The sequence below is a fragment of the Mycolicibacterium sp. Y3 genome, from assembly GCF_051188035.1.
Taxonomy (GTDB): domain Bacteria; phylum Actinomycetota; class Actinomycetes; order Mycobacteriales; family Mycobacteriaceae; genus Mycobacterium; species Mycobacterium fluoranthenivorans.
The window spans coordinates 3,260,766-3,287,551 of record NZ_JAVQLT010000001.1 but is presented as its reverse complement, the minus strand read 5'-3'; the positions used below and the strand labels follow the sequence as shown (position 1 = coordinate 3,287,551).

The following is a 26,786-nucleotide window of genomic DNA, read 5'->3' as shown; positions in this document are numbered from 1 at the left end:
AATTGGTGGTCGAAAGATCGGGTCACCAGGAAGAGGCGCAGATGACCAACGAAGCTCTCGTACGCGGCAATTCATCGCGGTATATCGGTCGCATCGGCGGCCTGGCCGCCGCACTCGGCATCGGCACCGTCCTGTTCGTCGGCGCCGACGCGGTCGCCTCGGCCCAGACCGGGCCGGCGGAGACGGCCGCCGCCACGTCGTCCAGTACCGCACAGACCGCGCCGACGCCCCCCACCAAACCGAAACCGCACGCCGCAAGCCCCCGCCACCCCAAGAAGCCGGGCACCGATCCATCGACATCACCCTCTGCACCCTCTGCCGACTCGACGTCCAATTCACCTGCCACGCAATCGACCTCCGGCACGACACCGGCGGAAAACAGCACATCCCCGATCGAGAAGGTGGCCGCCACTGCGACCTCCACCGGCACCACCGCTGCCACCGCTGCCACCGCTGCCACCACCACCGTGTCGAAGACCGCGGCGACGCATGTGAAGTCCGCCGCCGTCCCCGCCACATCCGTCACGACGAACCCGATCACCGTCAATCCGACCCTCACGTTCAACGACGGCATCATCGACGGCAACGCGAACGCCACCGACAGCCGCGGGGTCACCTTGTCCTACACGGTCGTGTCCGGCCCGAGTCAGGGCGGAAAGATCGCCTTCACCCCGGAAGGGACCGCCGGGAGCTTCGCCTATCTGCCGTACGCCACGGTGGTGAAGTCCGGCACCGAGACGTTCCGTGAATTGGTCAGTGAAACCACGGCATTCGACAAGAATCTGGAGAACGTCCCGCTTCTGGGTTCTCTGGTGTTCGAACCGATTCTGGACAAGCTGTACCAGACGAAGGGTGTCAACGCCGCGCTCGCACCGCTCATCGGCTACGCGGTGGTCGTGCCGTACACCGCCAACCCGTCGGCGCTCAACGCCACCGGTGCGCCGATCGCGTACACGGTGAAGGTGAAGTCCTTCGACGGCACGCTGATCAGCACCAACTTCTTCCCTGCGTCTCATCTTGGCTCGGGCTCGGCGCCCACCATTCTGGAAGGGCCCGGACTGGGCAGCGCCGGACTCACCGACCCATACTCCGCCAACGGAATCCCGTCCAACCCAGGTCTCGTTCCGGGTGTCGCACCGCTGCGCGACGCCGGCTACAACGTCGTCACATGGGATCCCCGCGGGGAGTTCGCCTCCGGGGGCACCCTCCAACTGGACAATCCGTCCTTCGAAGGCAAGGACGTGTCGTCCATCATCGACTACGTCCTCAAGCTCCCGGAGACTGCTGACAACCAGCGGATCGGGATGGTGGGCGGTTCCTACGGCGGCGGTATCCAACTCGTCAGTGCGGCAATCGATCCCCGTATCGATGCGATCGTGCCGAGCATCGCCTGGAACAGCCTGAACAACGCGCTGTACCCCAACGCCGCATTCAAGACCTCGTGGGCCGCCATCCTGGTGCTGTCGCTGCTCGAAGGGGCCGCACCGATCAACCCGACAATCTACGGCGGTGTACTGACCGGGTCGCTGTTCGGCTTCCTCACCCACAGCGCACAGTCGCTGCTCACCTCAAGCGGCCCCGGCCCGCTCGTCAGCGCCATCAAGGTGCCGACGCTGTTGCTGCAGGGCACCGCCGACGGGCTTTTCACCCTGCAGCAGGCCGTCACCAACGAACAGTTGCTGGCCAAAGACGTTCCCGTGAAGATGGTCTGGTTCTGCGGCGGTCACGGGGTGTGCCTGAACCCCGGCAATGCCGATCAGGCCACCCTTCTCACCCAGGACACCCTGGCGTGGCTCGATCAGTACGTCAAGCAGGACGGCTCGCCGGCCGACGCCATTCCGACGTTCCAATGGTACGACCAGAATGGGGATCTGCACTCCTCCAACGTCTTTCCGTCGGATCCGGCCTTCAACGGCACCCCCGTGACGGCCACCGGATCCGGTGGCACCATACCGATCATCCCCATCGTCGGCGGCGCAGGACCGCAGACCAAGGTCTTGAACCTGGGACTGGACGCCCTGGATGCCGCCCTGTTGTCGATCGCCACGGCCGCGCCGGCCAAGAATGCGATCAACCTACAGGTGTCGGTGCCCGGTGGCACCGAGATCGTCGGGGCCCCGCAACTGTCGTTCACCTATGCCGGCCTCGGCACGAGTCGCACCGTGTACGCCCAGATCGTGGACAACGACACCGGCCTGGTCCTCGGCAACCTCGACACGGCCATCCCGGTCACGCTGGACGGGCAGTCGCATACCGTCTCGATCGCGCTGGGCACGCTGCAGGACATCGCCTATACCGCGGCCGCGGCGGGCAGCATTCTGACGTTGCAACTGGTCGGGTCGGCCACCCAGTACGAGAATCTCACCCAGTTCGGCGTCATCCACGTCTCCGGGATGACGCTCACCCTGCCCACCGTCGGCGCGGGGGTGGACTCGGCTGCTATCTAGCGCGCCATCTGGACCGGGCTCTGCGCGAGGTCCTCAGCCTCGACAGGGACCATCTGTTCGGTTCCCGCTGTGGTCACGTGGCATGCCGCGCATTCACGACCCAACGTGACCTTGCGTATCCGCCTGTCCGGAAACAGGCGGTGGAAGCAGGCGAAGCAGATCTTCTGGATCATCAGCTGGGTCTTCTGGTCGGGCAACCGAGTCAGCGGCCGCGACGGAGTGAGTCGATGAGCTTCAGCCGCTCCTTGAACAGGATCTCGAGATCCTCGATCGAGCGGCGCTCCAGCACCATGTCCCAGTGGGTGCGCACCGGCCTGCCCTTTTTCGGCGCGGGTGCCTCCCCGTTGAGCAGGAGGCCCTCCATACCGTTTCGGCACGCCCAGGTCGCGGGAATTTCGGCATCGCTGGCGAACGGTACGTCGAATTCCTTGCCGTTCGCCGTGCGGTAGCGCGCCACCTGGCGCGGCGGGAGATCGAGATTTCGGTCGGTCTCGTAGCTGATGGCGCCGAGGCGCGTGCCTTTCAGGCGACGGTCGACCATGATCAGCGGCCGATGACGATGAGCGGTGAGGAAATCAGTTCGAATTGCACAGCAGGCCTCTTGGGGTGCGGAGGGGTTTTCGGCGGGAACCGCTACGCACCTTTGACGCACTGTTTGCCTGATATGCCCGATGACCGGAGGTTCTCCTGCCAGTCTAGCGCAGCACCGTCTGTACAGCCCGGACTGCGCGAATTACCCACGCGGTGGTCACAATCGGATTGTCACGTCATCGCACAACGCAGAGATTCACCGTCGGCAACATCCGACTCCTCGGCGCGCCGGACCGGCGTCGGACGTCATCGGGCGAGATGATACGGATGTGGCTATTGATGCGAATGTGACGAACGACGTGCCGACGCCTCAGTCGTCTGACGATCAGACGGCCGAGGTGGCTTCCAGTCCGCAGCCGCAGCAGCGGGCCTGGTCGATGCCCAAGCCTCCGGTGACCCGTGGGCAGGCGGACGAGGTGGGACGGATTGCACTGAAAGGCGCAAAGTCCGTCATCACGCTCATCGCCGCCATCGCTCGATACGGCGGCCGCCTCGCGCGCCGACTGGCCCGTGCCATCGAGACAGTCCCGCCGGCGCTGCGCGTCCTGGGCCTGGTCGGCGTACTCACACTCCTCGGCATGGTCGGCGCGATCACGCTGCCCGATTCTCTCGGTCTGGCCTGCATCGTCGTGGTGGTGCCGGTGTGCTCGATCACCCTCGGTGCGCTCGGCCACCGTTGGTACGCCGAACAGCGCGCAGAGGGCATGCACAGCCCGGCAGCTGAGGCCGCGACCACGGATCTGCAGCGGTCGGTCGAGTACGTCGACCACAAGCTCACGGTCGCACTCAATGCCTTCGGCGCAGAACGTCATCAGCACGCGATGATCGCACTCTTCCAGGCCAAGACGGCGGTGGAACTCACTCTCGGAACAGAGCAGGACACCGCGAGCCATATCGACGCGCTGTTGGCGGTGGACGACCACAACGCCCGACCGCGGATTCGCGCGGGCGCGACCGCGAAATCGTTGTTGCGGGAGAACACTTCCCTGGCGGCGTCGTGAAAGACGACACCATCTCCGGCCACGTCGCGCTCGTCGAGGACGACTACACCCTGGTCATCAATCGCGGTGCGCAAGCCGGCGTGACCGCGGGCATGATCTTTGCGGTGCACTCGGAGTCGGTCCAGATGATCACCGATCCTGAATCCGGCCGGGAATTGGGCAGGCTCACTCGCGAGAAGCTTCGGGTGCGCGTGTTCGACGTGCATCCGTTGTTCTGCCGCGCACACACTTTCGCCCGCACCGACGACTTCTACGGCCTGTTCCAGGCGACTGCCGTGGTGACCGTCGACGTAGGCGACAGTGTTGAATCGGTGTGCGGCGTTGAATCGGTGTGCGGCGTTGAATCGGTGTGCGGCGTTGAATCGGCGCGCAGCGACGCGGTGACCCGCCAGGCGACGTCCGGGTAGCGGGCGTGGCCGCGGCTCGGTGGCCGGGACCGGCCTTGATCCTTGCGGGCGCGGGGTTCTTGATCATCGAGGCTCTCGCAGCAACCGCATCGATGTCACTCGGATACTCCTACGCCCGCAACTTCATCAGCCAACTCCAGCTGGCGCCGTACCCATACGGCGTGGCCATGAGCGCCGCGTTCGTACTGAACGGTGTGTTGACGGTGGCCGCAGCGGTCGCGTTGCGACGGCGTCAGCCGCCGGGAGCGGGGCGGGGTGTGCTGTTGGCCCTGGCGCTGACCTACGGTTTCGGGATTGTCCTGGCGGGGATCTTTCGGGGAGACATCGCGCCGCAGGTGCACAGCATCGGTGCCGGCTTGTGCATTCTCGCCGGCAACCTCGCGCTGCTCACAGCGGCCTGGCTGCTGTACCGACGCGGACGCACCACAGTCGCCATCGCGCTGGGGTTGCTCGGGTTGCTCGGATTGACCGGAACTGTCCTCATGCTCACCGTCGCCCTCCCCGATGACGCCGGGGTGGTGGAGCGCATCGCGGTCTACCCGAACCTCCTCGGCCAGGTCGCCATCGGGATCGGCGCGGTGCTCAATCGAGACTGATTGATGCACAAGGACATTCCCCACACCAACCGCTAGAAGTTGACATCGGTCGTCGAACATGTGTTCTAATGACTGTCACGCCCGCCACGTTTCACGGGCCCATGCTTAGAAGGAGTTCGCCGTGACGACGACCATAGCCGCCCCCGACGCAGAGCCACAGGCTGCCGCCTTCTCCCCTGTCACCCCTGCAGAAAGCAGCGCCCCCGCGAGCGCACCTGCCGCACCCCCGGCTCCGCTCACCGAAAAGCCAAAGGCCGCAGCCAAGAAGACGGCCGGCAAAAGGGCGAAGACCCTCGAGCTGACCCTCACGGTCACCGGCACTGCCGACGGTGAGTGGCGTGCCGAACTCAAGCAGGGCACCACCTATCTGGCCCGGGATCTCGCGGTGGCGGCCGCCGCCGTTTCCCGCGCAGCCAAGGAACTACACGAGGATCTCGCCACCCCGATCGATGAGGTGATCGAGGCGGCGCGCTCCCAACAGGCAGCCAGGGTTGTCACTCTCGAAGCCGAACTGGAAGCCGCCCGTAAGGCGCTCGCCGAACTGGTCTGACCGGGGTGAACCGCCCACCTCAGCAAAACTCCAGATGGGCAAACTGTCTTGCGCGTCAGGCATACGATGCCACCGGCATACAGCGTCCATATCACGACACGTGGCTACCCCTGCCTAGCGCAGCTACATGAAATGGTCGATAACACAGTAACTTCCAAGGTTGACGCCAGATTGAATTGGTACCGTTGGGCATGGCTTCATGGGGACGGGTCCGGCGGCGACCGCCAGTCGGTGACCTCGACGTAGCGACCGAGCCGCGGCGTTCGGCAACGCAACCCGCGCACGATGCGACACCGCGCAAGGCGGCCACCCGAAACACCGGCGCCAACCCTCAGGGTCCACTCACCTTCTGCGCAACGCTCACCGAGCTGGCCGCAGAACACGTCCGGCTGCGTCGCGCCAGTCGCACGTCGACAGCCGGCATCCTCGGCAATGCAGACGCCAACGTGTCACTGACCAGCTACGGAAAACGTATCGCCTCGGTTTGGAAGACCATCGAGACCATCGGGGCCGGCGAGGTCAAACCTCGTCGTGTCATCCTGTGGCTTGACGACCCGGCCGCCATGGCGGATCTGCCGCCATCCCTGAGACGGCTGCAGGCCCGTGGGCTGGAGATTCGCAGCTGCCCCGATTACGGCCCGCACAAGAAGTACTTTCCCTACGTCAACGAGATCCTGCCGGAGCAGCCGGACCAGACGCTGGTCACCGCCGACGATGACGTCCTGTACCCGGCGAATTGGCTGAAAGATCTTCTGACCGTGCATGATCCGTGCGAAGTCACGGCCTTCCGGGCGCGGGTCCGCAGCGACGGCCCGTACCGCACATGGCCACTGTGCACCACCACCGAAGCGTCCGACACCGTGTTCGCCACCGGCACTTCGGGTGTCGCGTATCCGCCGGCAGTGCTTCACACGTTGCAGGATCGCGGTGACGAATTCCTCCGAGTGTGCCCACGGGCCGACGACTTCTGGCTGCACTACGCCACCGTTGCTGCCGGCATCCAGATTCGGCAGGTTCGCGACACCGCCGCGTTGTGGTGGTCGACGCCGATCGCATTGAATCGCGGACTGTGGGATGGCACCGGGGCCGCGAACGACGCCATCGCCGACGAGACGCGTCGTTACTGGCTGGCGGCCTGAGCTTCGGCGCTCAGGACCCGGTCACTGCTCGCGCTCTGCCCGTATGTCCGCAGCGGGTATGGACAGCGTGAAAGTGGCTCCGCCACCAGGGGTTTGCGCGACGCTGATCTCGCCACGGTGCGCATGGGCGATCTCCCGCACGAGCGCCAAACCGATACCATAGCGGCGCGGGCCGCCGGTCATGGTGTGCGCGTGGCCGTGGGAGAACCTGTCGAACAAGGTGTCCATCGCGGCGCGGTCCACTCCGACTCCGTCATCCTGCACATCGATGACGGCACGATCACCGCGGCGACCGACCCGTAGCATGATGGTGCCACCCGGGTGCTGGTGGGCCAGTGCGTTATCGACAAGTGCAGATATCGCCCGGCGCAGTGCGGATGTCGATCCGAGGACGACACAGCTCTGCCCGTCATCGGTGCCGTGTTCGACAACCAACCGCACCCCCGCCGCTTCGACGTGCTGCGCCATGCTGGCGTGCACGGCATCGGCCAGCCCCACGAGGTCGATTCGATCGCGGGGCGCGCCCCCCACTGTCATCGACGCCGAGGCGAGCAGGTCTTCTATCACCGCACCGAGAGCGCGGGTGTCAGAGGCAAGAGCGTCGATCTGATCTTTGGCGGCGTGGGCGTCCCCGTCGTCGAACTGGCGAGCGAGCATCTGCACCCGGGTGTGCAGAACCGTCAGCGGCGCACGCAGTTCGTGTGAGGCATCGGCGACGAATCTGCGTTGCAAGGCCAGCGCTTCGGTCAGCGGCCGGATGGACCGCCGGGTGAGGAGGACCACGACCGCCACGGACACCGCGATTCCCGCGAGCTCGGCGATGGCCAGCGACAGCAGCAACCGACTTCGACTGGCCTCGTACGGACGCAGATCGAGCAGCGCGACCACTCGGCCCTCTGGTTTGTCCGCCACCAACCCGCGATACCGCGTGCCGCCGATCTCCGTGTCGAACGCCCCCGGGGGTCTGGCCAGCAACTCCGCCACGGGTAGGCCATCGGAGCTGGCCTCCTCCTTGCCGGTGCGATCACGCAATACCAGCATCATTCCGGTCGGCGGATCGGTGGCATCGTCGGCGGTCGCGGCGACGTTGCTCAGCTGCGAGGTGATCTGCTGGCTCTGGACCCGGGCGTCGACGAAGAACACCGCGGCTCCGACGATCAGCAGGACCAGGGTCAGGGCGAGCGACGCCTGCAACGCCGCGACCCGTCCGGCGCGCCGGACGACTGTCAGGTCACCGTCCGACATCAGCCCGGCCCGAGCCGATAGCCGATTCCGTGCACCGTCTGCACCACTCCCCTGCCGAGTTTGCGACGCAGATAGTGCACGTAGGTGTCGACCACGCCCGCGGAATCGGCACCCTCGAAGGCGATCTCCAACAGTTGACGGCGGGTGAAGACTCTCTTGGGTGCACTCATCAGAGTGGCCAGCAGTGTCATCTCTCGTTCGGAGAGTTCGACCACGCGATTGCCGGCGGCGCTCCCGCTGACCGTCCGAGTGATCCGGTCCAGGCACAATCCCCCGGCACGCAGTGTGGAACCGCCGTCCGGGCGCCTGACGAGGGCACGAACCCTGGCAAGCAACTCAGGTATTTCGAACGGCTTCACCAGATAGTCCTGCGCACCGGCGTCGAGCCCGTCGACGCGGTCGGCGACTGATCCCCGTGCCGTGAGAAGCAATGCGGGAGTGGCGATGCCGCGGGACCGGAGCAGCGCGACCAGGTCCGAACCGTCCATCACCGGAAGTCCCCGATCGATGATCATCGCGTCGTAGGTACCGGTGAGACCGCTGTGCAGACCTTGTTGCCCGTCCGTGGCGACGTCGACCTGATAACCCTCGTCGACGAAGAGGTCGGTGAGCAACCTGCTCAAGGCCGGGTCATCCTCGACAACGAGTAGCAGCGGTGCTGATTGTCCGTCGCTCACCCAGACAGCGTCCCATGCCGGTTCTTGGAAGGCTCGAAGAATCCGGTGCCAGCATTCGACGCATGAACTCACCTCGATCGGGCTTCCACCGCGCCACCGCGGCGTCGTGGGCATTGGTGGGTCTCGGTGTCGCCGGTGTCGCCGGTGCTTCCTCCCTGGCTTACGCGGATACCTTCAAACCTGCAGTGGACGCTCCCGTCGAGGTCGCGGTTCCCGTCGCTCCCGAGGACGTCGGGCCACCGACTGGCCCGGATCTCCCTACGGCGCCCGACATCGTGACCACACCGGTCGACCCGCCGCCGCCCGTCGCGGTCTCGACGGAGGCCGCCCCGACGCAGATGCCGACTCCGGCGCCGGTCACCACCGACGCACCGGTCCAGCAGTACACCCCGCAACAGACCTACGAACAGGCACCTGCGTACGACACCCGACAAACACAAGCTCCCGCGCCGACCAAGGCGGCGACGACCGCCCCGCCGACCACGCGGCACATCAAACCACCGACGACGGTGAATTCCCCGAACTACTCACCACATGTCACGATCTCGCGCGGCTCATGACCATCACACAGCAGCGACACCTCGAGCCCGCCGGCGCCACCGCCGAAGTGCACTGGCGACGGTGGACGGTCGACATGCAGGTCATCGTCACGGACCCAGGCTGCCTTGCCGAGGCACACCTGACTGTCGATACCGAACTCGACGCCATCGAAGCTGCCGCCTCCAGGTTTCGAGCCGACTCCGAAATCAGCGCGCTGGCAGGGTCATCGGGGCGGCCGACGGAGGTCAGCGAATTGCTCGCGGAGATGCTGGGAGCCGCACTTCAGGCAGCACGGTACACCGACGGGGATGTCGACCCGACCATCGGCGCCGCAGTGATCGCGCTCGGCGATGACCGCGATGGCACCGCGCTCGATTCGCCGGTACCGCTGGCAATGTCGGTCACGCGGCCGGCGACATGGTCGATGGTCCACATCGACCATCGCACGGTCACGGTGCCCGCGGGCGTCGTGCTCGATCTCGGCGCGACAGCCAAGGCCCTGGCCGCGGATCGCTGCGCTGAGCGGGTCCACGCTGCCACCGGCTCCGGCGTGCTGATCAACCTCGGCGGCGACATCGCCACCGCAGGAACCGCACCCGAGGGCGGTTGGCCGGTACTGGTTCACGACGGCGACGACGAGCCGGCGTCGTTGGTGGCGCTGTGTTCCGGTGCAGCCATGGCCACCTCGAGTACGGTGCGCCGCACATGGCGCCGCGGTGGGCAGCGGCTGCATCACATCCTGGACCCGCGGACCGGCGTCTCCGCTGATCCGGTGTGGCGAACGGTCACCGTCGCGGGCGCCAGTTGTCTGTCCGCCAATACCGTCAGCACGGCCTCGATCATCCGCGGCCGGCGAGCACCGGATTGGATTCGCCACCAAGGCATTGCAGCACGGCTGGTGGACTGCGACGGAATTGTGCACACCCTCGGCGGGTGGCCTGATGACGCTATCTGCAGGCCCCGATGACCAGCGAAGCGCTGTGGGCGCTGGGCCGCGGCACCGGGATCACCGCGCTCGGTTTCCTCACCATCTCGGTGACGTTGGGCATCGCCACCCGCTCCGGCCGTCCGTTGCTGACGCTGCCGCGGTTCGCCGTCGCCGACGTCCACCGCTTCGCCGCGCTGGCGGGGACCCTGCTGGTGACGCTGCACCTCGCCCTGCTCTTCGCCGACCCCTACGCCCAGCTGCGCCTCGTCGACTTCGTCGTGCCGTTCCTCGGCGCGTACCGCCCGTTGTGGCAGGGGCTGGGGACGCTGGCCTTCGACCTGCTGCTTGTCGTGATCGTCACGAGCTTGCTGCGGCATCGACTGGGCCTCAAGGTCTTTCGCATCGTGCACTGGGTCGCCTATGCGCTGTGGCCGGTCGCCCTGGCCCACGGACTCGGCAACGGAACCGATGCGGGACGTCCCTGGTTCTTGGTGTTCGCCGGATGCTGCGTGTTGGCAGTGGCCGGCGCGCTGGCTTGGCGGCTGCACTCCAACTACACCGAATACGCCGGCGCACGCCTCCCGGGTCGCCCATGACGACCACGCGCCTGCTCACCGGCCACGAACCCGGCCTGGCCGCACACCGGCAACGCCATGGCGAACTTCCCGCGCCGACCGCCGCGTCGCTGGCCGGCTGCGTGACCGACGCAGGCCTGACCGGCCGCGGCGGCGCGGGCTTTCCCACCGGCCGCAAGATCGCCGCTGTCACCGGTCGTAAACCGGTGGTCATCGGCAACGGCGCCGAAGGTGAGCCACTGAGCGCGAAGGACGCCACCCTGCTCACCTGCGCACCACACCTCGTGCTCGACGGGTTGAGTGTCGCTGCGACGGCGGTCGCCGCGGACTCGGTGGTGATCTACGTTCCCCGGCGCGCGATCGCGGCCGTTCGGGTCGCCGTCGCCGAGCGGGCCGCGGCGAACACTGATCGTCGACGGATCGCCGTGGTCGAAGCTCCCGACCGGTTCGTCGCCGGGGAGGAATCGGCGGTCGTCAGCCGCATCGAGGGCGGCCCCGCATCGCCCCGCCACCGGACGGTGCTGACCACGACCTCGGGGGTTCGGCGTCGGCCCACGTTGGTCAACAATGTCGAAACCCTCGCCCATATCGGGCTCATCGCCCGCTACGGTCCGGCCTGGTTTCGCGCTGTCGGTGACCACCAGGAGCCGGGCACCATGCTCGTCACCCTGTCGGGCTCACTCGCGCAGCCGGGTGTGGTGGAGGTACCCACCGGATCTCGGCTGACCGACCTACTGACGACGTCCGGGCGCACCGACCTTCGCATGGTGCGCGCAGTCCTGGTCGGCGGATATCACGGCAGCTGGATTCCGGTCGGTGCGCTGACCGCACAGCTGTCGCGCGCCGGCCTTGCCGCACTCGGCGCGACGCCAGGTGCAGGCGTCGTCCACGTGCTCGGACGTCACGAGTGCGGCCTTGAGCGCACCGCCGCCATCGCGTCCTACCTGGCCGGCCAGAGTGCGCGCCAGTGCGGTCCGTGCCTCAACGGCCTGCCGCGCCTGGCGCAGCTGCTCGACCAACTGGCGTTCGGAGCGGTCGACGACGCACTGGTCGACGAACTCCAGCGGACCATGCGGCTGGTCGACGGCCGCGGTGCGTGCCGCCACCCGGACGGGACTGCCCGCATGGTGCGCACCGCGCTCACGGTGTTCGCCGGCGACGTCGCCCAGCACCGCCGCGGTCGCTGTGAAGCGCTGCCGGCCAACGCAGACCACCACGTACGAGCGACATCGTGACGGCATCGTCGAGGCCGCTGCGGCCGACCACCCGTACCACGCGCTTGCACATCGACTGGACCCGCTGCGACGGGCGTGGACTCTGCACCGAACTGCTCCCTCGTCTGCTGGACCGCGACGACTGGGGTTATCCCCTGGCTCGCGACGGCTCGCGCGAACCCTCGGTGCCCGCGCGGACGCTGGCTGATGCACGCCGCGCGGTCAGCCGGTGCCCACGACTGGCTCTGACGCTGATCACCGAGTGAACGCCCCGACACATGACCAAAGGCCCTAGTCGCCAAAGAGATCACCGCCGAAGCTGAGATGGTGTCCCCGAGGGAAGAGTCATGACCAGTCACCACCTCAATGCACTGGAGGCCGGGTTCCTACAGGCCGAGGATGCCGACGGCCACACCAGTCTGGCCTTGGGCGCGGTCGCGCTCCTGAGTGGGCCGGCGCCCAGCCACGATCGCCTGTTGACGGTGCTGGCGGAACGCGCCGCCCGAGTCCCCCGGTGTCATGAGGTACTGCGCGAGACGCAGATGGACCTCGTGGCGCCGCGCTGGGTCGAAGACGAGGGGTTCGACATCGCCCACCACGTCCGCCGCGTCGCGGTGACGGCACCGGGCGACGACGCCGCGTTGTTCGCCCTCGTCGCGCAGGTGATGGAGCGACGCCTGGACCGCTCGCGACCGTTGTGGGAATGCTGGGTGATCGACGGGCTGGCCGGTGACCGATGGGCGATGTTGATCAAGATCCACCACTGCGTTGCCGACGGAGTCGCCGCGACGGCGATGTTGGAAGAGCTGTGCGACGACTGGGCGCGCACGGTGCCTGCCGCCAACACTTCCGAGCCGACGACCAAGCGTTCGGGCAACTGGACCATGAACCCGGTCGTATGGATGCAGTCAGCGTGGCGGATGTCGGCGCGCGCACCGCAGGCCGCGCTCCGCGTCGCGAGTGGTGCCACCGAGCTGGCGACAGCGCTTCTGGAGGTATCGCCCAAATCATTCACCGGGCCGTTGAGTGATCTGCGGACCTATAGCGCAGCCAAAGTGCAGCTCGACGACGTGCGCATGATCGGTGAGCGGTTCGGTGTCACGGTCAACGACGTGGCGCTTGCGGCGATCACCGACAGCTTCCGCTCGGCGATGCTGCGGCGCGGCCTCACCCCGAGAGCTCATTCACTGCGCACCGCCGTGCCGGTGTCGCTGAGATCGGCCGACGCCCTGCACATTCCCGACAACCGGATCGCGGTGACCTTGCCACAGTTGCCGGTCGAACATGCCGACCCGCTGCGGCGACTGCAAGCGGTCCACGACCGCATGATGTCAGCCAAATCCGGGGGTCAGGTGAGTGTGGGCGCATTGGCCGTCGCAGCGGCGGGGCTGCTGCCGTATGCCCTCACGGCACCGGTGGTGCGGTTGCTGACCCGACTGCCACAACGCGGAGTGATCACCGTCGCCACGAACGTGCCTGGCCCGCGTCGCCGGCTGCACATCGCGGGATGCGAGGTGCTCACGCTGATGCCGGTGCCGCCGATCGCCATGCACCTTCGCACCGCGATCGCGATTCTGAGCTACTGCGATGAATTGGTATTCGGGGTGATCGGCGATGCCGACAGCCCGCTCAGCCCGGAGGAACTGGCCCGAGGCATCGAAGCCGGGGTGGCCCATCTGGCCACCATCGCTGCAGCTGCGCGACATTCGCGCCGGGTGGGCAACCTCCTCCTGTTGGCCGGATAGTTCCGCAGCGCCGAATGATTGGGGATAGACCATGTATTTCGACCACGATATGGGCTGGTGGGGTTACGCCGGGATGGGTATCGGCATGGTGGTCTTCTCGGCTGCGATTCTGTTCGGAATCATCGTCGCGGTGATATACGCAGTCCGGGACCGCTCAGCGATCGCCCCACCGCCGCCACCATCCCCGACCGCAGAGCAGATCCTCGCCGCCAGATTCGCCCGCGGCGAGATCGACGAAGCGGAATACGGGCATCGCATGGCCCTGCTCCGCAGCTCGGCCCAGCACTGACAGAGTGCGACTGTTCGGTCCGTTCAGGGGGCCGACACGCTGCCCTCGAGGCTGCGGGCAAGATCGGACAGGGCACGCGTCACCGCCACCTGACTGCCCGATCCACCAGGTCCCTGCTCGCTGGGCGCCAGCCGGGCGAGCCCGGCACCCACCCATTCTCTCCCTTGGAAATTCAGCTTTGCTTTCGCGACGGTCTGGTCCTCGCGATCGTCGATGGAGATCGTGACCAACCAACCGTCCTCGACCGGATCGAGCCGCTCAGCACGTTCTTCGACGCTCATGGGGGACCTCCTCAAGATGCGGGACTGTCTTCATCCCAGTGCCACGCCGTCGCCTTCGGTAGGGCCCGAAGTCACACGCACCCCGGACTTTCGTCAACCGGAGGTCACCCAGGGCCGCTGCGGAAGTGGGACTTATGGCCCTGGTACCGCAGTGGGCCGAGTCCGTAACGTCGCAACCATGCTGCCAGACACCAAACCCGTAACCATCCTGTCCGAGAGCGAGTGCTGGCGGCTGCTCAGCACCGTGTCGCTCGGCCGGCTTGTCACCACCGCAGACGGCGAACCGGCGATCTTTCCGGTGAATTTCGTCGTGCAACACCGGACGATACTGTTCCGCACCGCGGAGGGGACGAAACTGGCCGGCACGGCGATCAACAAGCAGGTGCTGTTCGAGGCCGACGGCCACACCCTCAGCGACGGTTGGAGTGTCATCGTGAAGGGCGATGCTCGGACCCCGCACACCGACGACGATATCCACGATGCCGAGCATGCCGGCCTGCATCCGTGGACGGCCACCCCGAAGCCGCACTTCGTCCGGATCCGGCCGCTGCGGATCACCGGTCGACGATTCGCCTTCGGTCCTGAATCCGCTTTCTAGCCGGTATATTCGGTGCCTCCATGCCTGAGCCTGAGGTCGACGGCGCCATCGTCGTCGCAGTCGACGACTCGCCGGAGAACGTGGCCGCGGTGCGCTGGGCTGCAGAAGAGGCCCTCCTGCACGACCGCTCACTGGTACTCGTGCATGCGGTCACACCGGATATCGTCGACACCGACGAGCCCGTTCTTCGCGCTCGCTTCGACCGTTGGCGAATGCACTGCGCCCGAATACTTCTCGCGAAAACCAAAGCGGACCTGGTCGAGCACACACGACTGGACGCCGACCTCATATCGTCGGCACCGTACTTGGACAATCCGGTAAAGGCGCTGACCCGACTGTCCGACGGCGCATGGATGATCGTACTGGGCAGCCGTTTTCGCGGGTCCTTGGGCGGTCGGCGAATCGGCTCCACGAGCGCGGCCCTGTGCTACCGGGCCCGTTGCCCTATCGCGGTGATCCACACGCACGAGCAGATCCCGGCGCAACGACCGGTCCTCGTCGGAGTCGACGGTTCAGCAGCGTCCACGCATGCGGTGGCCCTGGCGTTCGACGAAGCCGCGCGGCGGCGTGTCAGCTTGGTGGCGGTGCACGCATGGAGCGACGAAAATGTCCTGCAACTGCTGGGATCGGACTGGGAAGACTATCGCGGTCACGCCGAAGCGGCGTTGCGCCGAGCAGTGGCGGACTGGCGAGCACGTTATCCGGATGTCGAGGTGATCGAGAAGGTGTACTGCGATCGGCCGGCCCACTGGCTCATCGAGGAATCCGAGCACGCCGGTCTGGTGGTCGTGGGCAGTCACGGGCGCGGCGCCTTCTCGACCCAGATCAACGGGTCCGTTGCCACCGCAGTGGCCGAAGGCGCTGCCGTACCGGTGATCATCACCCGCGGGATGTGACATGCCCGAAGCACACCCGGTTCCGACGGACCAGCACTCCGACACCCCACGAATCGTCCCGCTGTTCGACGGAAGAGCAACGGTCACCTTGCGCAAACTCACCTCCGCCGACTTCGACCGGGTCGTCGAACTGGCCGACGGACTCAGCGATGACGAAAAGTACCTACGCTTCTTCACCGCCCGCCCAGCTTTCATCCCGCAATGGGCCGCCTCGCTCACCGAACCTGCCGGCGATGTCGTCGCACTCGGGGCCTTCGACCACGGCGAGCTGGTCGGTGTGGCGAACTACACCCGCTGCGAGGTGCCCGACCAGGCTGAGGTCGCCGTCGTCGTCGCGCGATACCAGCACGATCGCGGTGTGGGTACGGCATTGCTCGGAGAGCTCGTCCGACTCGCCAAGCGTGACGGCTTCCGACACCTCGTGGCTGACGTCCTCGCCGAGAACCACCGTGTGCGGCGCGTCATCGCAGACTCCCACCTGCCGGTGACCTTGCACCGAGATGGGTCCATTCTCGATGTGGATGTCGACCTAAACGTGATCCCGCAGGACGAGTAACGAACAATTCGTGCCGCGCAGGATCGCCGCGGCGACGGGGCCGACGAGCTGGGTGACCACTTCGGAGTCTTTCGCCGAGGCGATGACCAGTTGATCGATATCGGCGCTCTGGGCAAGGAGATTGGTGATGTCGCCGGGCCGTGGGAGTACCGCGATCTGCATGTCGGCATGGTCTCGCTCCCGATCACTGACCAGCGACTCCAGCCTTGCGCCGACATTCTCCGAACGCTCCGACTCAGCAGGCCACGGGGTGAGCGCAAGAATCGACGCGTCGCGCAATGCCGCCTCGTCGATCGCCCTTTGCAAGACGGCCTGTGGATCCGGCTGGTCATCGAGAACGGCGACGATCCAACGATGCGGCCCGACGCGCTCGCGGGCATGCCGACGGTGCACGATTGCCACCGTGGACTGCGCGGCCTTCGCCAGACGCGCTGCGGTCGAACCCCGCCGGCCCGGACCGGAATCGTGGGTGCCTTTCCAACCGACGCACACCAGCTCCGCCGAACGGGATACTTCGGCCAGAACGTCCACCGGATCGCCTTGCAGAATGTCCGTCTCTATCTTGACCTGCTGTCCACTGGCATTCAGGGCGTCGCTGACCGCCTGCAGCGTGCGGCCGGCTTGGGCGACCACGGTGTCCTCGTGATCGTGCGCGTCGACGACGTGGACCAGTCGCAGCGGGACATTCCGGTTGACAGCTTCATCGGCAGCCCAAAAGGCGGCTCCCAAGGCTGCTTTGGAGCCGTCGATACCGACGACGATGGGCTTCGATACCGACGTGGACATGGTGTGCTTCCCTCTGGACGGGTGATGTCGCGATACGACACACGGTAAGCGTGGGCGAAGCGATCAGCTATGGGCTTTGGTCCTCAACCTCGGGACGTCAGTCCTTGTCACCAGGCGGCCATGATGGCTGAAGCGTGCGGCGCGGCGGTGGATGCGCGTGTCCACGCCGCGCGTGCGGGCTGGCGGTGCACCGACGGGCTCGCGGTAGAACACCGATTTGGTGATCTCGACCAGCACCAGGTAGGCGCCCGCCATACCCGCAAGCGCGGCGAAGAACTGCCAGGGCAGCGGCGCGAACCCCATGCTGCGGGCGGGACCCCAGAAGCTGATGGCGATACCCAGGGCGATCACAGCCACAGTCGCCAGGGTCAGCAGACCACCGGGCCGGCTGCGGGTGAAGGGAATTCGGCGCGTGCGTATGGCGAAGATGATGAGTGTCTGTGTCGCCAGCGACTCCACGAACCAACCGGTGCGAAACTCCGGCGGTGCGGCATGCAGCACGCCGAGCATCAGGCCGAAGGTCAAGAAGTCGAACAGGGAACTGACCGGACCGAACGTGAGCATGAACCGCCTGATGAAAGCGATGTTCCAATGTGAAGGAGCACGCAGCTGTTCGGGATCGACCCGGTCGGTGGGGATGGCCAACTGGGAACTGTCGTACAGCAGGTTGTTCAGCAGGATCTGGCTGGGCAGCATCGGCAGGAACGGCAGGATCGAGGAGGCGGCGGCTGCACTGAACATGTTGCCGAAATTGCTTGAGGTGCCCATCAAGACGTACTTGATGGTGTTGGCGAAGATGCGTCGACCTTCTGCCACACCGGCGGCCAGCACACCGAGGTCCTTCTCCATCAGCACCACGTCCGCCGCGTCTTTGGCGACATCGCTGGCAGTATCGACGGATATCCCGACGTCGGCAGCGTGAAGTGCCAGCGCATCGTTGACCCCGTCGCCCAGGAACCCCACCGCCCGTCCGACGCGGCGGGCCTCGGCGATCAACGCCGCCTTCTGTTCGGGTGAGATCCTGGCAAAGATGGTGTGGTTCTGGACGGCACGTGCGTAGTCGTCAGGACCGAGGACCGCCAGTTCGGCTCCGGTGATGGTCCCTTTTGTCGGCAAACCCAGTTCAGCGCACACTTTCTCGGCAACCCGCGGGTTGTCTCCGGTGGCGACCTTGACCTCGATCCCCAGCTCTGCCAGAGCGTGCAGGGATTGCGCTGCAGCGGGTTTCGGCTCGTCGGCGAAACACAGAAATCCGTCCAAGGTCAGGTCTGCCTCGTCGGCCGCGTCGATCTCGGTCAGGTCAGGGGCTGGTCGGCTCGCCACTGCCACGACACGTCGCCCCTCGTCGAAGAGTGCGTTCAACGTCGCCTGCGCACCGTCTGGCACGGCGACGCAATGCTGGAGGATCTGCTCGGGGGCACCCTTGGTCACGAGTCGGCGCTGTCCCCGGTCGTCGACCAAGGCGGATGTCGCTCGCCGGGCGTGATCGAACGGAAGTACCGCCACGCACCGCGCGCTGTCGATGGTCACGGTGCCGACGGCCGCGGTGAGGGCGGCGTCCAGCGGATTGGCACTCTGCCCGCCTGCGGTCTCCAGGTCGCTGGCCAGCAGTCCGAGCCTGAGTACCGCGTCGCTGTGGGTGCCGGTGGCGTCGACCGCGTCGATGTAGGTGATCTGGCCGTTGGTGAGTGTCCCGGTCTTGTCCGTGATCAGCACATCGATATCGCCGAGGTCCTCGATACAGACCAGACGTTTGACGAGGACATGTTGACGGGCCAACCGTCGTGAACCGGTCGCCAGGCTGGTACTGACCACCGCGGGGAGCAATTGCGGGGTGATGCCGACGGCGATCGCCAACGCGAACAGCGCTGCGTCGATCAGGGGGCGTCCGAGCATCACATTGATCCCGAGGATGAAGGCGGTCAGGATCAGCGCCACCCACAGCAGGAGATAGGAGAACTTTCGCAGGCCCTGCTGAAAGTCGGTCTCGGGTTGACGTTCACCCAATCCCATAGCAAGCCTGCCGAACTGCGCGCGCTCCCCGGTGGCATAGACGATGCCCACAGCGTCGCCCGCGGTGACCACGGTGCCCATGAAGGCCAAGTTGGAACAATCGGGCAGGCTGCGCGCATCGTCGACGGTCAGCGCAGTTTTCTGGGCCGGAGTGGATTCTCCGGACAGGATGCTCTCGTTGCACTCCAGTCCATGGACCGTCACCAGACGGATATCGGCGGGTACCACCTCCCCCAGCGTCAACCGGATCACATCGCCCACCACCAGATGGGTGACACTCTCTTTGGTGAACTGACCGTCCCGACACACCAGGGCGAAATGGTGTACCTGCGAGTGCAATTGCGCGGTGGCACGCTCGGCCCGGTATTCGTTGACGAAACTCAACCCGATGCTGGCGATCAGGATGATCCCGATGATCAGTGCCTGGGTGTGATCACCGAGGAAGAACGCCATGACCGCGGTGGCGGCCAGGAGCAGCAGCAGGGCGCTGCGCAATTGGCGCATCAGCACGGCCCACGCGCTGACCCGGTGGGTGCGTACGGCGTTGGGGCCGTCGCGGTCCAGCCGCAGCCGGGCTTCTTCGGACGTCAGACCGGTGGCCATACTGCCGAGTGTGGTGAATGCGTCCTCGGCGGGCACCGCGGCGGCCCACTCCCTGGTGAGCTGGTCCGGCGCCATCACAGGTCTGCCGGCCTCGGCCGGCAGACCGCCACCGGAACCGGCGAGTGGTGCAGCATGTTGAGACTGGTGGATCCCAGCACGGTGGCGGCCAGCGGATTGCGGCCTCGGCTACCCACCACGACGAGCTGAGCCTCCCCCAGCCGCTGCAGGAGTGCGCGGCGGGGTTTGGCGGCATCCACGAAAAGACTGACCTCGATATCGGGGTACTTGCGGCGGTAGGGCTCCACCGCATTGACGAGTTCCTCGCGTTGAAGTGTCTCCAGGGCGTCCCAATCGATCAAGAACGGGATGGACACCTCCCCGGGTGGGGTGCGCATCGACCAGGAGTGCACCGCCCACAGCGGGGCGCCCAGCGCAGCGGCCAGTTCGAAGGCCAGATCAACGGCGCCATCGCTCGAGCCGTCCACCCCGACGACAATCGGTTGTGCTGTCGGACTGAGTAATTCGCCACGCCACGCCACCACCGGGCACTCGGCGTGGGCAGTGAGGTGGAGCGTGAGTGAACCGATGAGTAGAGCGACCGAGGGCGACAGCTCATCGCACCCGAGCACCAGCATCCGCGCGTGCCGACTCAGCGCTTGCATGGCTGTGTCGACGTTCTCGGTGAGCGCCTCTGTGGTGATCTCCAGATCAGGATGGTTCTCCCGAACCGCACTGGACACCGCAGCGAGGATGGGATGTGCGGCCTCCCTTTGCTCGTCGATATAGGCCGCCTGGAACGCGGCCATGGCGTCGGTGAGGTTGTGCCCGGAGTACGGCATGGCGTGCACGATGTGCAGCCGCGCTCCCAACCGCACCGCGAGCGCGCCTGCCCAGCGCGCCGCGTGCCGTGCCGAGATCGTCCCGTCGACACCCACCACGATGGGTCGTGCCGAATCAACCATGGTCCGTCCCTTCTATTTCGTTGCCGGGGCGGCGCCGCGCCGATTCCAACAGGATCCGCTGTTCGGCGGCCGCAACCACACGGCGCGTCCTGTCCGGGGCGTCCGCCACGATATTCGGCGATGTTGCTGACGTCGTCATGACGCCACCGTGAGCAGTACCTTCAACGCCCCCGTCTCCGCCGGCCGACTGAACACGTCATAGGCCGCCTCGAACTCATCGAAGGTGAACCGGTGAGTGATCATCGCGGCGGTGTCGAGCAGATCGTGAGCGACCAGGTCGATCAACGTCGGCGTGGAGTAGGTGTCGACCAATCCCGTGGTGATGGTGAGGTTTTTGATCCAGATGTCTTCCAGGTGCAGCGTCGCGGGCGCGCCGTGCACACCGACGTTCGCCACATGGCCGCCCGCCCGGGCCAGTCTCACCGAGTCCTCGAAAGTGCCGGGAGTTCCCACCGCCTCCATCACACAGTCCGCGCCGAGGCCGTCGGTCAATCGGTCGATCACCGCGCGTGCCGATTCCGCATCGGCGTTGACCACCGTGTCTGCGCCGAACTCACGGGCGGCGTCCAATCTGGCCTCGGCGACGTCGATGGCCACGATCGCGCGGGGGCTGTAGAGGCGCGACGTGAGAATCGCGGCCAGGCCGATCGGTCCGGCGCCGACGATGGCCACCACATCCCCCGGGCGGACGGCACCGTTCAACACACCGACTTCATAGGACGTGGGCAGGATGTCGGCCAACATGACCATCTGTTCGTCGCTCACCCCTGCGGGCACTTTGTGGGTGGAGTTGTCCGCGAAGGGAACCCGGACGTACTCGGCCTGAGTGCCGTCGATCAGGTGACCGAGGATCCATCCACCACCACCCAGGCACTGCCCGTAGTGCGCTTCGCGGCAGTAGCGACATTTCCCGCAGGCGGTGATGCAGGAGACCAGGACCCGATCTCCGACGCCGAGCGTCTCGACCGCGGTGCCGACGGCGGTGACGGTACCGACCGCTTCGTGGCCCAGGATCCGGCCGGTCGCCACTTCCGGGACATCGCCCTTCAAGATGTGCAGGTCGGTCCCGCAGATGGTCACGGCGTCCACGCGGACGATCGCGTCGCCCGGGCGCTGGATCTGCGGATGGGGCACTTCTTGCCAAGAACGGTGGCCGGGGCCTTGATAGACGAGGCCTTTCATGTGCGGATTCCTTCCGGATGAGTAGATGCAGCGTTGAGTTTCACGGCGGTCAGATGGCGACGCAGCACACCTCCCGCGCTTCCGCGATGTTCTCCTGCAGCGACCGGCTGGTATCGACGCGGTGGGCGCCCACCCAGTCCTCAGGGTCGGGCGTCAGCGGGGCGGCCATCTCCGCGGTGGCATCGGAGGCTGTCTCACCACGTGTCGCGATACGCGCCTTGGCATCGTCAAGGGTTGTGGTGCAGACGAATTCGAGAACCGGTGCGGAACAGTTCGCGGCCACTTCATGTGCCAGGGTGCGGTGTCTCCGGTCTCGCCAGGTGCCGTCCAGGATGACGGTGTGCCCTCCGGCCAGGAACTCCTGTGCTCGTCGGAGCACATCGGTATAGACCGTGTCGACGTTGGCGGGGTCATACAGTCCGGCGTGCAAGGTGCCGGCGGTTCCGCCGATGCGGCCGCTCCGTTGCAGGTCGCGGCGGACATCGTCGGTCGACACCACGTGGGCGCCGATTTCCCGGGCGAGGGACTGCGCCAGTGTCGATTTCCCGGTGCCCGGTCCCCCGCCGATGATGATGAGCCGGACGGCACCTGCGCTGAGATGCTCCAGCGCGATGGCGAGATGCCTGCGCGCGTCCGCGCGTGCCTCGGAGCGCCCCTGTCGCACGCAGATGCAATCCACCTTGGCGCGCACGACCGCACGGTAGGCGATGTAGAAGTGCTTGAGTCCGGGCGGCGCCTGATCATCGGCCAATCGGCAGTACTGGTCCAGGAAGTGATCGCCCAGGTCCTTGTGGCCCAGGAACTCCAGATCCATCGCCAGAAACGCGGCGTCGTCGACGCCGTCGACATACCGCAGCTGGTCATCGAACTCGAGGCAGTCCAGGAGCGCCGGACCCTCCGGCAGGCAGAACACATCGGAGCTCTGCAGGTCGCCGTGACCGTCGACGATCCGACGGTCCTCGATGCGGCGGGCGAACAGGGCAGACCTTCTCGACATGAACTCGGTGGCGAGCTGCCCGACCGCTGCCACGGTATCGGCCGGCAGGATGTCCGCGGTGTAGCGGTGCAACTCGGTGAGATTCTCCTGCCACCGCGCGGCAACCGCCTCCGGGGTCGCCGACAGGTCGATGACGTCGCCGCGCTCTGCTCGACGGTGGAACCCTGCCAGTACCTCTGCGATCCGGTCCAGGTGACCCGTAACGGGTAACCCGGCGGCGGTCATCGTGGCGAGGCACCGTGAATCGGGGTGGCGCCGCATCACGATGACCGGTTCGGCGTGACCTTCCTGCGGACCGGTCAGGTGCGCGACCCCCAGGTAACTCGATGGCGCCAACCGCCGGTTCAATGCGACCTCGCGCTGACACACCTGCTCTCGCGCCTGTGGTGTGCTGAAGTCGAGGAAATCGGTGACCACCGGCTTCTTCGCCTTGTACGCACGGTCACCCACCAGCACCACGATCCCGGTATGCGTCTCGTGGACCGCAGGGCTGATCATCGCGGAATCGACGGGCAAGCCGGGTACTTCGTCCATGGCAAGAATGGTCGCCGCCGGCACACCCTCGGCGGAAGCGGTCGACCGTCCCCTGGGGGACGCCATTGGTCCTCATTCACCAGAGCACAAAGACTCTGTTCGGAGCCGTGCTGCTGCCAGGGGCGAAATCCTGGGACCAATGGCCCTTCTGCGCAACGTGACGTTGAGCGATGGTCAAGGGGTCTTCACACCATGCCGAAGGGACCCCGAACATGCAGCGGACCAAAGTGGCCACCAGCGTGCTCAAGGACGCGGTGCAGTCGGCGTGCCGAGCTCCGTCGATCCACAACAGCCAGCCGTGGCGCTGGATCGCCGATTCCGGTGCGCTCGAACTGCACCTGGACGCGAGCCGCCTGGTGCGGACCGATTCCTCTGGTCGGCAGGCGCTGATCAGTTGTGGAGCGGTCCTCGATCACCTGCGCGTCGCCATGGCAGCTGCGGGGTGGACGGCGAATGTGGACCGCTATCCGAACCCGAACGACCACAAACATCTTGCGACGATCCATTTCACCCCCATGGACTACGTGACCGAGGGCCACCGCCGCCGCGCACAGGCGATTCGGCTGCGCAGAACGGACCGTTTGCCCTTCGCCGCACCTGTGGAGTGGAGTTCCTTCGAACCGGAACTGCTCCGGGTCGTCGGCGATACCGCGGTCGTCGACGTGCTCGACGACGACGATCGTCCGGTCCTGGTCAAAGCCGCGGCCCTGACCGAGGACGCGCGGTTGTACGACTCTGCCTATCATGCGGAATTGGACTGGTGGACCTCGTCATTCGACCCCACCGCGGGAATTCCACACAGCGCACTGATCACAGCGGCGGAGACCGACCGGGTCGCCCTCGGACGTCGGTTTCCCGTCACCCACCATCAGGAGCAGCGCAACGAGGTACCCGAAGACCACTCCCGGATCGTCGTGCTGTCCACCTACGACGACACCCACCTGGATCTGCTCGGATGCGGCGAGGCACTGTCTGCAGCACTCCTGTCGGCGACCATGGCCGGGCTGGCGACGTGCACGCTGACCCACCTCACCGAGGTGGCGGCCTCCTCCACGATGGTCCGGTCACTGACGGGTCACGAGTTCCCCCAGGTGTTGATCAGGATGGGCCGAACCCCGGCCGGCGAGCCGGTGCCCCCACCCACCCCGCGACGGCCGCTCGCCGAAGTCCTCACCATCAACGATTGAGCACGTACTTCATACGAGAGGGAAACCCATGAGTCACAAGCATTCCAAGAAACATCTCGATCACCTGACCGTGAAGATCACCGTCGACGAGGTCGACAACGGCACCAATGCCACCGCGAGAATGACCTGGGAGGATGGGGAGCTGATCGGGAAAGGCCGTACGACGCTCGACCCGGATGACCACTTCCCCGAGCTGGTCGAGGAGAACCTCGCCATCGCCCGGGCATTGTCGGATATCGCAGGAAAGCTCTATGCCGCCACCGCCTCGGATATCGAGTCGGTGACCGGCGAGCGGGTATCGGTCCGCTGATCGGTGCGGAGACAACCACCATGAACACACGATTGCCGTCGCGACCGGTGGTCGTCGGGGTGGACGGATCACATGCGGCGGTATCGGCAGCCGTCTGGGCTGTCGATGAGGCCATACGACACGATGTCCCGCTTCGTCTGTTGTGTGTGGTGGACGATACCGACTCTGCTGCAGGAGCTCTGGCGGCTGCCGAGATCGCGGTGCGCGAGTGCGTCGTGGCGGTCGAGGCGGGCCGGACACCTGTCAAGATCGAAGTGGAGATCCGGCAGGGCGACCCGACCGCGGTGCTCATCGAGGCTTCCACGTCGGCACTCATGTTGTGCGTCGGGGCGACCGGCCAGGAGCACACGCCCGGAGTTTCCCTGGGTGCCCGGATCGGCGAATTGACCAGCGCGGCACACTGTCCGGTTGCCGTCATCCGCCCCGACAGCTCGGCCTTCGACGGGACGGGAGTGGTCGCCGAGATCGACGACTCATGCGATATCGCCGCGGTTCTGGAGCACGGGGTCGCGGAAGCGCGGGGCAGACACGCCACCCTGTCCATCGTGGCGACCTGGCAACCGCGATTCACCGATATTCACGACACCCAGGCCCGGGCGGCCGGAAACCGTCGTACCCGCGCCGGGCTCGAGCGCAAGCTTGACTGGCTACGGCGCAAGTACCCCGAACTGACCATCAAGATGGCTGCAGCGCAAGGCAGTACGACCACGTACCTGCGCCGGCACGCCGCATCGGTTGATCTCCTCGTCGTGGGCCGTACCCGGCGCGGCGGTCTGTACGACCTGATCGGGTCACCCGGGCATGCCACCCTGACCGACACCATGTGTTCGGTTCTGGTCTGTCCACCCCGGGCGGCATTGTGAACGCCACCCGCCACGCTCCCTCACCGGGACGCCCGCCGGCCGTCACGGTCGGCACCACGTCCAGGGAAGATCCGGATGACGCCGGGGTGTTGCGCGTCTTCCTCGTCGACGACCACGAACTGGTGCGGCGCGGGCTCATCGACCTACTCGGCGCCGATCCGGACCTTCGGGTCGTCGGTGAGGCGGGTTCGGTGGCAGAGGCGATGGCGTCGATTCCCGCGCTACAGCCCGACGTGGCCGTGCTCGACGTGCGGCTGCCGGATGGCAACGGTATCGAACTGTGCCGAGAGCTGCTGTCTCGACAGCCCGGTTTGAGTTGCCTGATACTGACATCGTTCACCTCGGACCAGGCGATGCTCGATGCGATCCTCGCCGGCGCCAGCGGTTACGTCGTCAAGGACATCAAAGGAATGGAGTTGGCGCGGGCGATCAAAGAGGTCGGGGCCGGCCGCTCGCTGCTGGACAACCGCGCGGCCGGTGCGCTGATGGCCAGGTTACGGGGAGCCGCCGGCCGGTCCGATCCCCTGGCGACCCTCAGCGATCAGGAACGGACACTGCTGGACCTGCTCGGGGAGGGGCTCAGCAACAGGCAGATCGCCGCCAGGATGTTCCTCGCCGAGAAGACCGTGAAGAACTACGTGTCACGCCTGCTGACCAAACTGGGAATGGAACGTCGTACTCAGGCAGCAGTATTCATCTCCACGCTGCAGCGGCCGCGGCATCCGGAGTCCTGACGGAAGTTTCCGGCGGTCACGGGGTGCCCGGCAGACGATCCATATCGCGGGCGGTGACACTCTCCAGCCGGTTGGCCAGATCGGCCAGCGCACGAGCGACCGCCAGTTCGTCACCGACTTCCGCGAGACTCCGGTCGCCCGACCGCAACCGGGTGAAACCGACTCCGGCGGTCGTGCGGCCCCGCCAGCTCAGTCGGGCCTCGGCTCTGGTGTATCCGCCGTGCCGATCGAAGACCAGTTCCACGGTCCTCGGCAGGGATTCGTCACCGGTGTCCGCGCGCGGCGTGCCGGCATCTGCTCCGTTCATAGCCCCATCCGACTACATCGGCGCCACGGTGAG

The 26,786-nt window shown here is 66.3% G+C and carries 30 protein-coding genes; 20 read left to right on the top strand and 10 right to left on the bottom strand.

The genetic code is table 11. The features are described 5' to 3' along the window. Positions 1-41 precede the first annotated feature (41 nt). Complete coding sequence (locus QN239_RS15950) at positions 42-2,447, top strand: CocE/NonD family hydrolase (RefSeq protein ID WP_499011741.1); 2,406 nt, start codon at positions 42-44, stop codon at positions 2,445-2,447. A gap of 202 nt (positions 2,448-2,649) precedes the next feature. On the opposite strand, the gene QN239_RS15945 is transcribed toward QN239_RS15950, so the two are convergent. Further along, positions 2,650-2,988, bottom strand: a complete 339-nt coding sequence (locus QN239_RS15945; RefSeq protein WP_090361123.1) for an RNA polymerase-binding protein RbpA — start codon at positions 2,986-2,988, stop codon at positions 2,650-2,652. 319 nt (positions 2,989-3,307) lie between these two features. Between QN239_RS15945 and QN239_RS15940 the strand changes: the two genes are divergently transcribed. The 5 genes from QN239_RS15940 to QN239_RS15920 all read left to right on the top strand — a co-directional run bounded on the left by QN239_RS15940 (position 3,308) and on the right by QN239_RS15920 (position 6,731). Continuing rightward, complete coding sequence (locus tag QN239_RS15940) at positions 3,308-4,039, top strand: glycosyltransferase family protein (RefSeq protein ID WP_499011739.1); 732 nt, start codon at positions 3,308-3,310, stop codon at positions 4,037-4,039. Next, entirely contained in the window at positions 4,036-4,446 is a 411-nt protein-coding gene (locus tag QN239_RS15935) for a hypothetical protein (RefSeq protein ID WP_499011737.1), read from the top strand. The genes QN239_RS15940 and QN239_RS15935 overlap by 4 nt, the downstream gene beginning before the upstream one ends. A gap of 5 nt (positions 4,447-4,451) precedes the next feature. Next, a complete protein-coding gene (locus QN239_RS15930) occupies positions 4,452-5,042 on the top strand; it encodes a DUF998 domain-containing protein (protein ID WP_499011736.1) in 591 nt (196 codons plus the stop codon). Positions 5,043-5,163: 121 nt separating this feature from the next. Further along, positions 5,164-5,592 carry a DUF6319 family protein gene (locus QN239_RS15925; protein ID WP_499011734.1) on the top strand — a complete coding sequence of 143 codons (429 nt, stop codon included), beginning with the start codon at positions 5,164-5,166 and terminating at the stop codon, positions 5,590-5,592. A gap of 191 nt (positions 5,593-5,783) precedes the next feature. Further along, entirely contained in the window at positions 5,784-6,731 is a 948-nt protein-coding gene (locus QN239_RS15920; RefSeq protein WP_499011732.1) for a hypothetical protein, read from the top strand. 21 nt (positions 6,732-6,752) lie between these two features. Here QN239_RS15920 and QN239_RS15915 read toward each other — a convergent pair whose 3' ends face one another. Then, on the bottom strand, positions 6,753-7,976 hold the full coding sequence (locus tag QN239_RS15915) for a sensor histidine kinase (protein ID WP_499011730.1): 1,224 nt from the start codon (positions 7,974-7,976) through the stop codon (positions 6,753-6,755). Then, positions 7,976-8,653 carry a response regulator transcription factor gene (locus QN239_RS15910; protein ID WP_499011728.1) on the bottom strand — a complete coding sequence of 226 codons (678 nt, stop codon included), beginning with the start codon at positions 8,651-8,653 and terminating at the stop codon, positions 7,976-7,978. Before QN239_RS15910 ends, QN239_RS15915 begins: the two co-directional genes overlap by 1 nt. A 62-nt stretch (positions 8,654-8,715) precedes the next feature. On the opposite strand from QN239_RS15910, the gene QN239_RS15905 reads away from it, so the two are divergent. The 7 genes from QN239_RS15905 (at position 8,716) to QN239_RS15875 (ending at position 13,944) form a co-directional block, all read left to right on the top strand. Continuing rightward, complete coding sequence (locus QN239_RS15905; RefSeq protein ID WP_499011726.1) at positions 8,716-9,213, top strand: hypothetical protein; 498 nt, start codon at positions 8,716-8,718, stop codon at positions 9,211-9,213. Continuing rightward, positions 9,210-10,160 (top strand): FAD:protein FMN transferase, encoded by a 951-nt coding sequence (locus tag QN239_RS15900; RefSeq protein WP_499011724.1) that lies wholly within the window; start codon positions 9,210-9,212, stop codon positions 10,158-10,160. The genes QN239_RS15905 and QN239_RS15900 overlap by 4 nt, the downstream gene beginning before the upstream one ends. After that, complete coding sequence (locus QN239_RS15895; protein ID WP_090361146.1) at positions 10,157-10,717, top strand: ferric reductase-like transmembrane domain-containing protein; 561 nt, start codon at positions 10,157-10,159, stop codon at positions 10,715-10,717. The genes QN239_RS15900 and QN239_RS15895 overlap by 4 nt, the downstream gene beginning before the upstream one ends. Then, on the top strand, positions 10,714-11,931 hold the full coding sequence (locus tag QN239_RS15890; RefSeq protein WP_499011723.1) for an NADH-ubiquinone oxidoreductase-F iron-sulfur binding region domain-containing protein: 1,218 nt from the start codon (positions 10,714-10,716) through the stop codon (positions 11,929-11,931). Before QN239_RS15895 ends, QN239_RS15890 begins: the two co-directional genes overlap by 4 nt. Next, a complete protein-coding gene (locus tag QN239_RS15885) occupies positions 11,928-12,176 on the top strand; it encodes a ferredoxin (protein ID WP_499011721.1) in 249 nt (82 codons plus the stop codon). Before QN239_RS15890 ends, QN239_RS15885 begins: the two co-directional genes overlap by 4 nt. 81 nt (positions 12,177-12,257) lie before the next feature. Next, on the top strand, positions 12,258-13,655 hold the full coding sequence (locus QN239_RS15880) for a wax ester/triacylglycerol synthase family O-acyltransferase (protein ID WP_499011719.1): 1,398 nt from the start codon (positions 12,258-12,260) through the stop codon (positions 13,653-13,655). Positions 13,656-13,686: 31 nt separating this feature from the next. Further along, positions 13,687-13,944: an SHOCT domain-containing protein gene (locus QN239_RS15875; protein ID WP_499011717.1), complete on the top strand. Its 258-nt coding sequence runs from the start codon at positions 13,687-13,689 to the stop codon at positions 13,942-13,944. A gap of 23 nt (positions 13,945-13,967) precedes the next feature. Here the strand turns inward: QN239_RS15875 and QN239_RS15870 are convergent, their stop codons facing one another. Next, positions 13,968-14,225, bottom strand: coding sequence for a dsRBD fold-containing protein (locus QN239_RS15870; protein ID WP_499011716.1), 258 nt, complete (start codon positions 14,223-14,225; stop codon positions 13,968-13,970). A gap of 178 nt (positions 14,226-14,403) precedes the next feature. Here QN239_RS15870 and QN239_RS15865 point away from each other — a divergent pair, with 178 nt between their 5' ends. The 3 genes from QN239_RS15865 to QN239_RS15855 are packed head-to-tail and all read left to right on the top strand — an operon-like array spanning position 14,404 to position 16,275. Further along, a complete protein-coding gene (locus QN239_RS15865; protein ID WP_499011714.1) occupies positions 14,404-14,823 on the top strand; it encodes a pyridoxamine 5'-phosphate oxidase family protein in 420 nt (139 codons plus the stop codon). 20 nt (positions 14,824-14,843) lie between these two features. Next, positions 14,844-15,719: a universal stress protein gene (locus QN239_RS15860; protein ID WP_499011712.1), complete on the top strand. Its 876-nt coding sequence runs from the start codon at positions 14,844-14,846 to the stop codon at positions 15,717-15,719. A 1-nt stretch (position 15,720) separates the two neighbouring features. Further along, positions 15,721-16,275, top strand: a complete 555-nt coding sequence (locus tag QN239_RS15855; RefSeq protein ID WP_499011710.1) for a GNAT family N-acetyltransferase — start codon at positions 15,721-15,723, stop codon at positions 16,273-16,275. Here QN239_RS15855 and QN239_RS15850 read toward each other — a convergent pair. From QN239_RS15850 to QN239_RS15830, 5 genes are all read right to left on the bottom strand, one after another. After that, positions 16,249-17,061: a universal stress protein gene (locus QN239_RS15850; protein WP_499011708.1), complete on the bottom strand. Its 813-nt coding sequence runs from the start codon at positions 17,059-17,061 to the stop codon at positions 16,249-16,251. The genes QN239_RS15855 and QN239_RS15850 overlap by 27 nt on opposite strands. Before the next feature lie 63 nt (positions 17,062-17,124). Next, on the bottom strand, positions 17,125-19,752 hold the full coding sequence (gene mgtA, locus QN239_RS15845) for a magnesium-translocating P-type ATPase (protein WP_499011706.1): 2,628 nt from the start codon (positions 19,750-19,752) through the stop codon (positions 17,125-17,127). Next, the gene (locus QN239_RS15840) at positions 19,752-20,639 is read right to left on the bottom strand and encodes a universal stress protein (protein WP_499011704.1); all 888 of its coding nucleotides are present in this window, start codon (positions 20,637-20,639) and stop codon (positions 19,752-19,754) included. The genes mgtA and QN239_RS15840 overlap by 1 nt, the downstream gene beginning before the upstream one ends. Before the next feature lie 135 nt (positions 20,640-20,774). After that, a complete protein-coding gene (locus QN239_RS15835; RefSeq protein ID WP_499011702.1) occupies positions 20,775-21,821 on the bottom strand; it encodes a zinc-dependent alcohol dehydrogenase family protein in 1,047 nt (348 codons plus the stop codon). Positions 21,822-21,870: 49 nt separating this feature from the next. Next, positions 21,871-23,352: a bifunctional aminoglycoside phosphotransferase/ATP-binding protein gene (locus QN239_RS15830; protein ID WP_499011701.1), complete on the bottom strand. Its 1,482-nt coding sequence runs from the start codon at positions 23,350-23,352 to the stop codon at positions 21,871-21,873. Between the two features lie 212 nt (positions 23,353-23,564). Between QN239_RS15830 and QN239_RS15825 the strand changes: the two genes are divergently transcribed. From QN239_RS15825 to QN239_RS15810, 4 genes are all read left to right on the top strand, one after another. Next, complete coding sequence (locus QN239_RS15825) at positions 23,565-24,539, top strand: Acg family FMN-binding oxidoreductase (RefSeq protein WP_499011700.1); 975 nt, start codon at positions 23,565-23,567, stop codon at positions 24,537-24,539. A 28-nt stretch (positions 24,540-24,567) separates the two neighbouring features. Next, positions 24,568-24,849, top strand: a complete 282-nt coding sequence (locus tag QN239_RS15820; RefSeq protein ID WP_499011699.1) for a dsRBD fold-containing protein — start codon at positions 24,568-24,570, stop codon at positions 24,847-24,849. Between the two features lie 20 nt (positions 24,850-24,869). Continuing rightward, positions 24,870-25,712, top strand: coding sequence for a universal stress protein (locus QN239_RS15815; protein ID WP_499011698.1), 843 nt, complete (start codon positions 24,870-24,872; stop codon positions 25,710-25,712). Positions 25,713-25,798: 86 nt separating this feature from the next. Continuing rightward, on the top strand, positions 25,799-26,446 hold the full coding sequence (locus QN239_RS15810) for a response regulator (RefSeq protein ID WP_499016813.1): 648 nt from the start codon (positions 25,799-25,801) through the stop codon (positions 26,444-26,446). 16 nt (positions 26,447-26,462) lie between these two features. Here the strand turns inward: QN239_RS15810 and QN239_RS15805 are convergent, their stop codons facing one another. Further along, positions 26,463-26,753: a dsRBD fold-containing protein gene (locus QN239_RS15805; RefSeq protein ID WP_267289028.1), complete on the bottom strand. Its 291-nt coding sequence runs from the start codon at positions 26,751-26,753 to the stop codon at positions 26,463-26,465. Positions 26,754-26,786 lie beyond the last annotated feature (33 nt).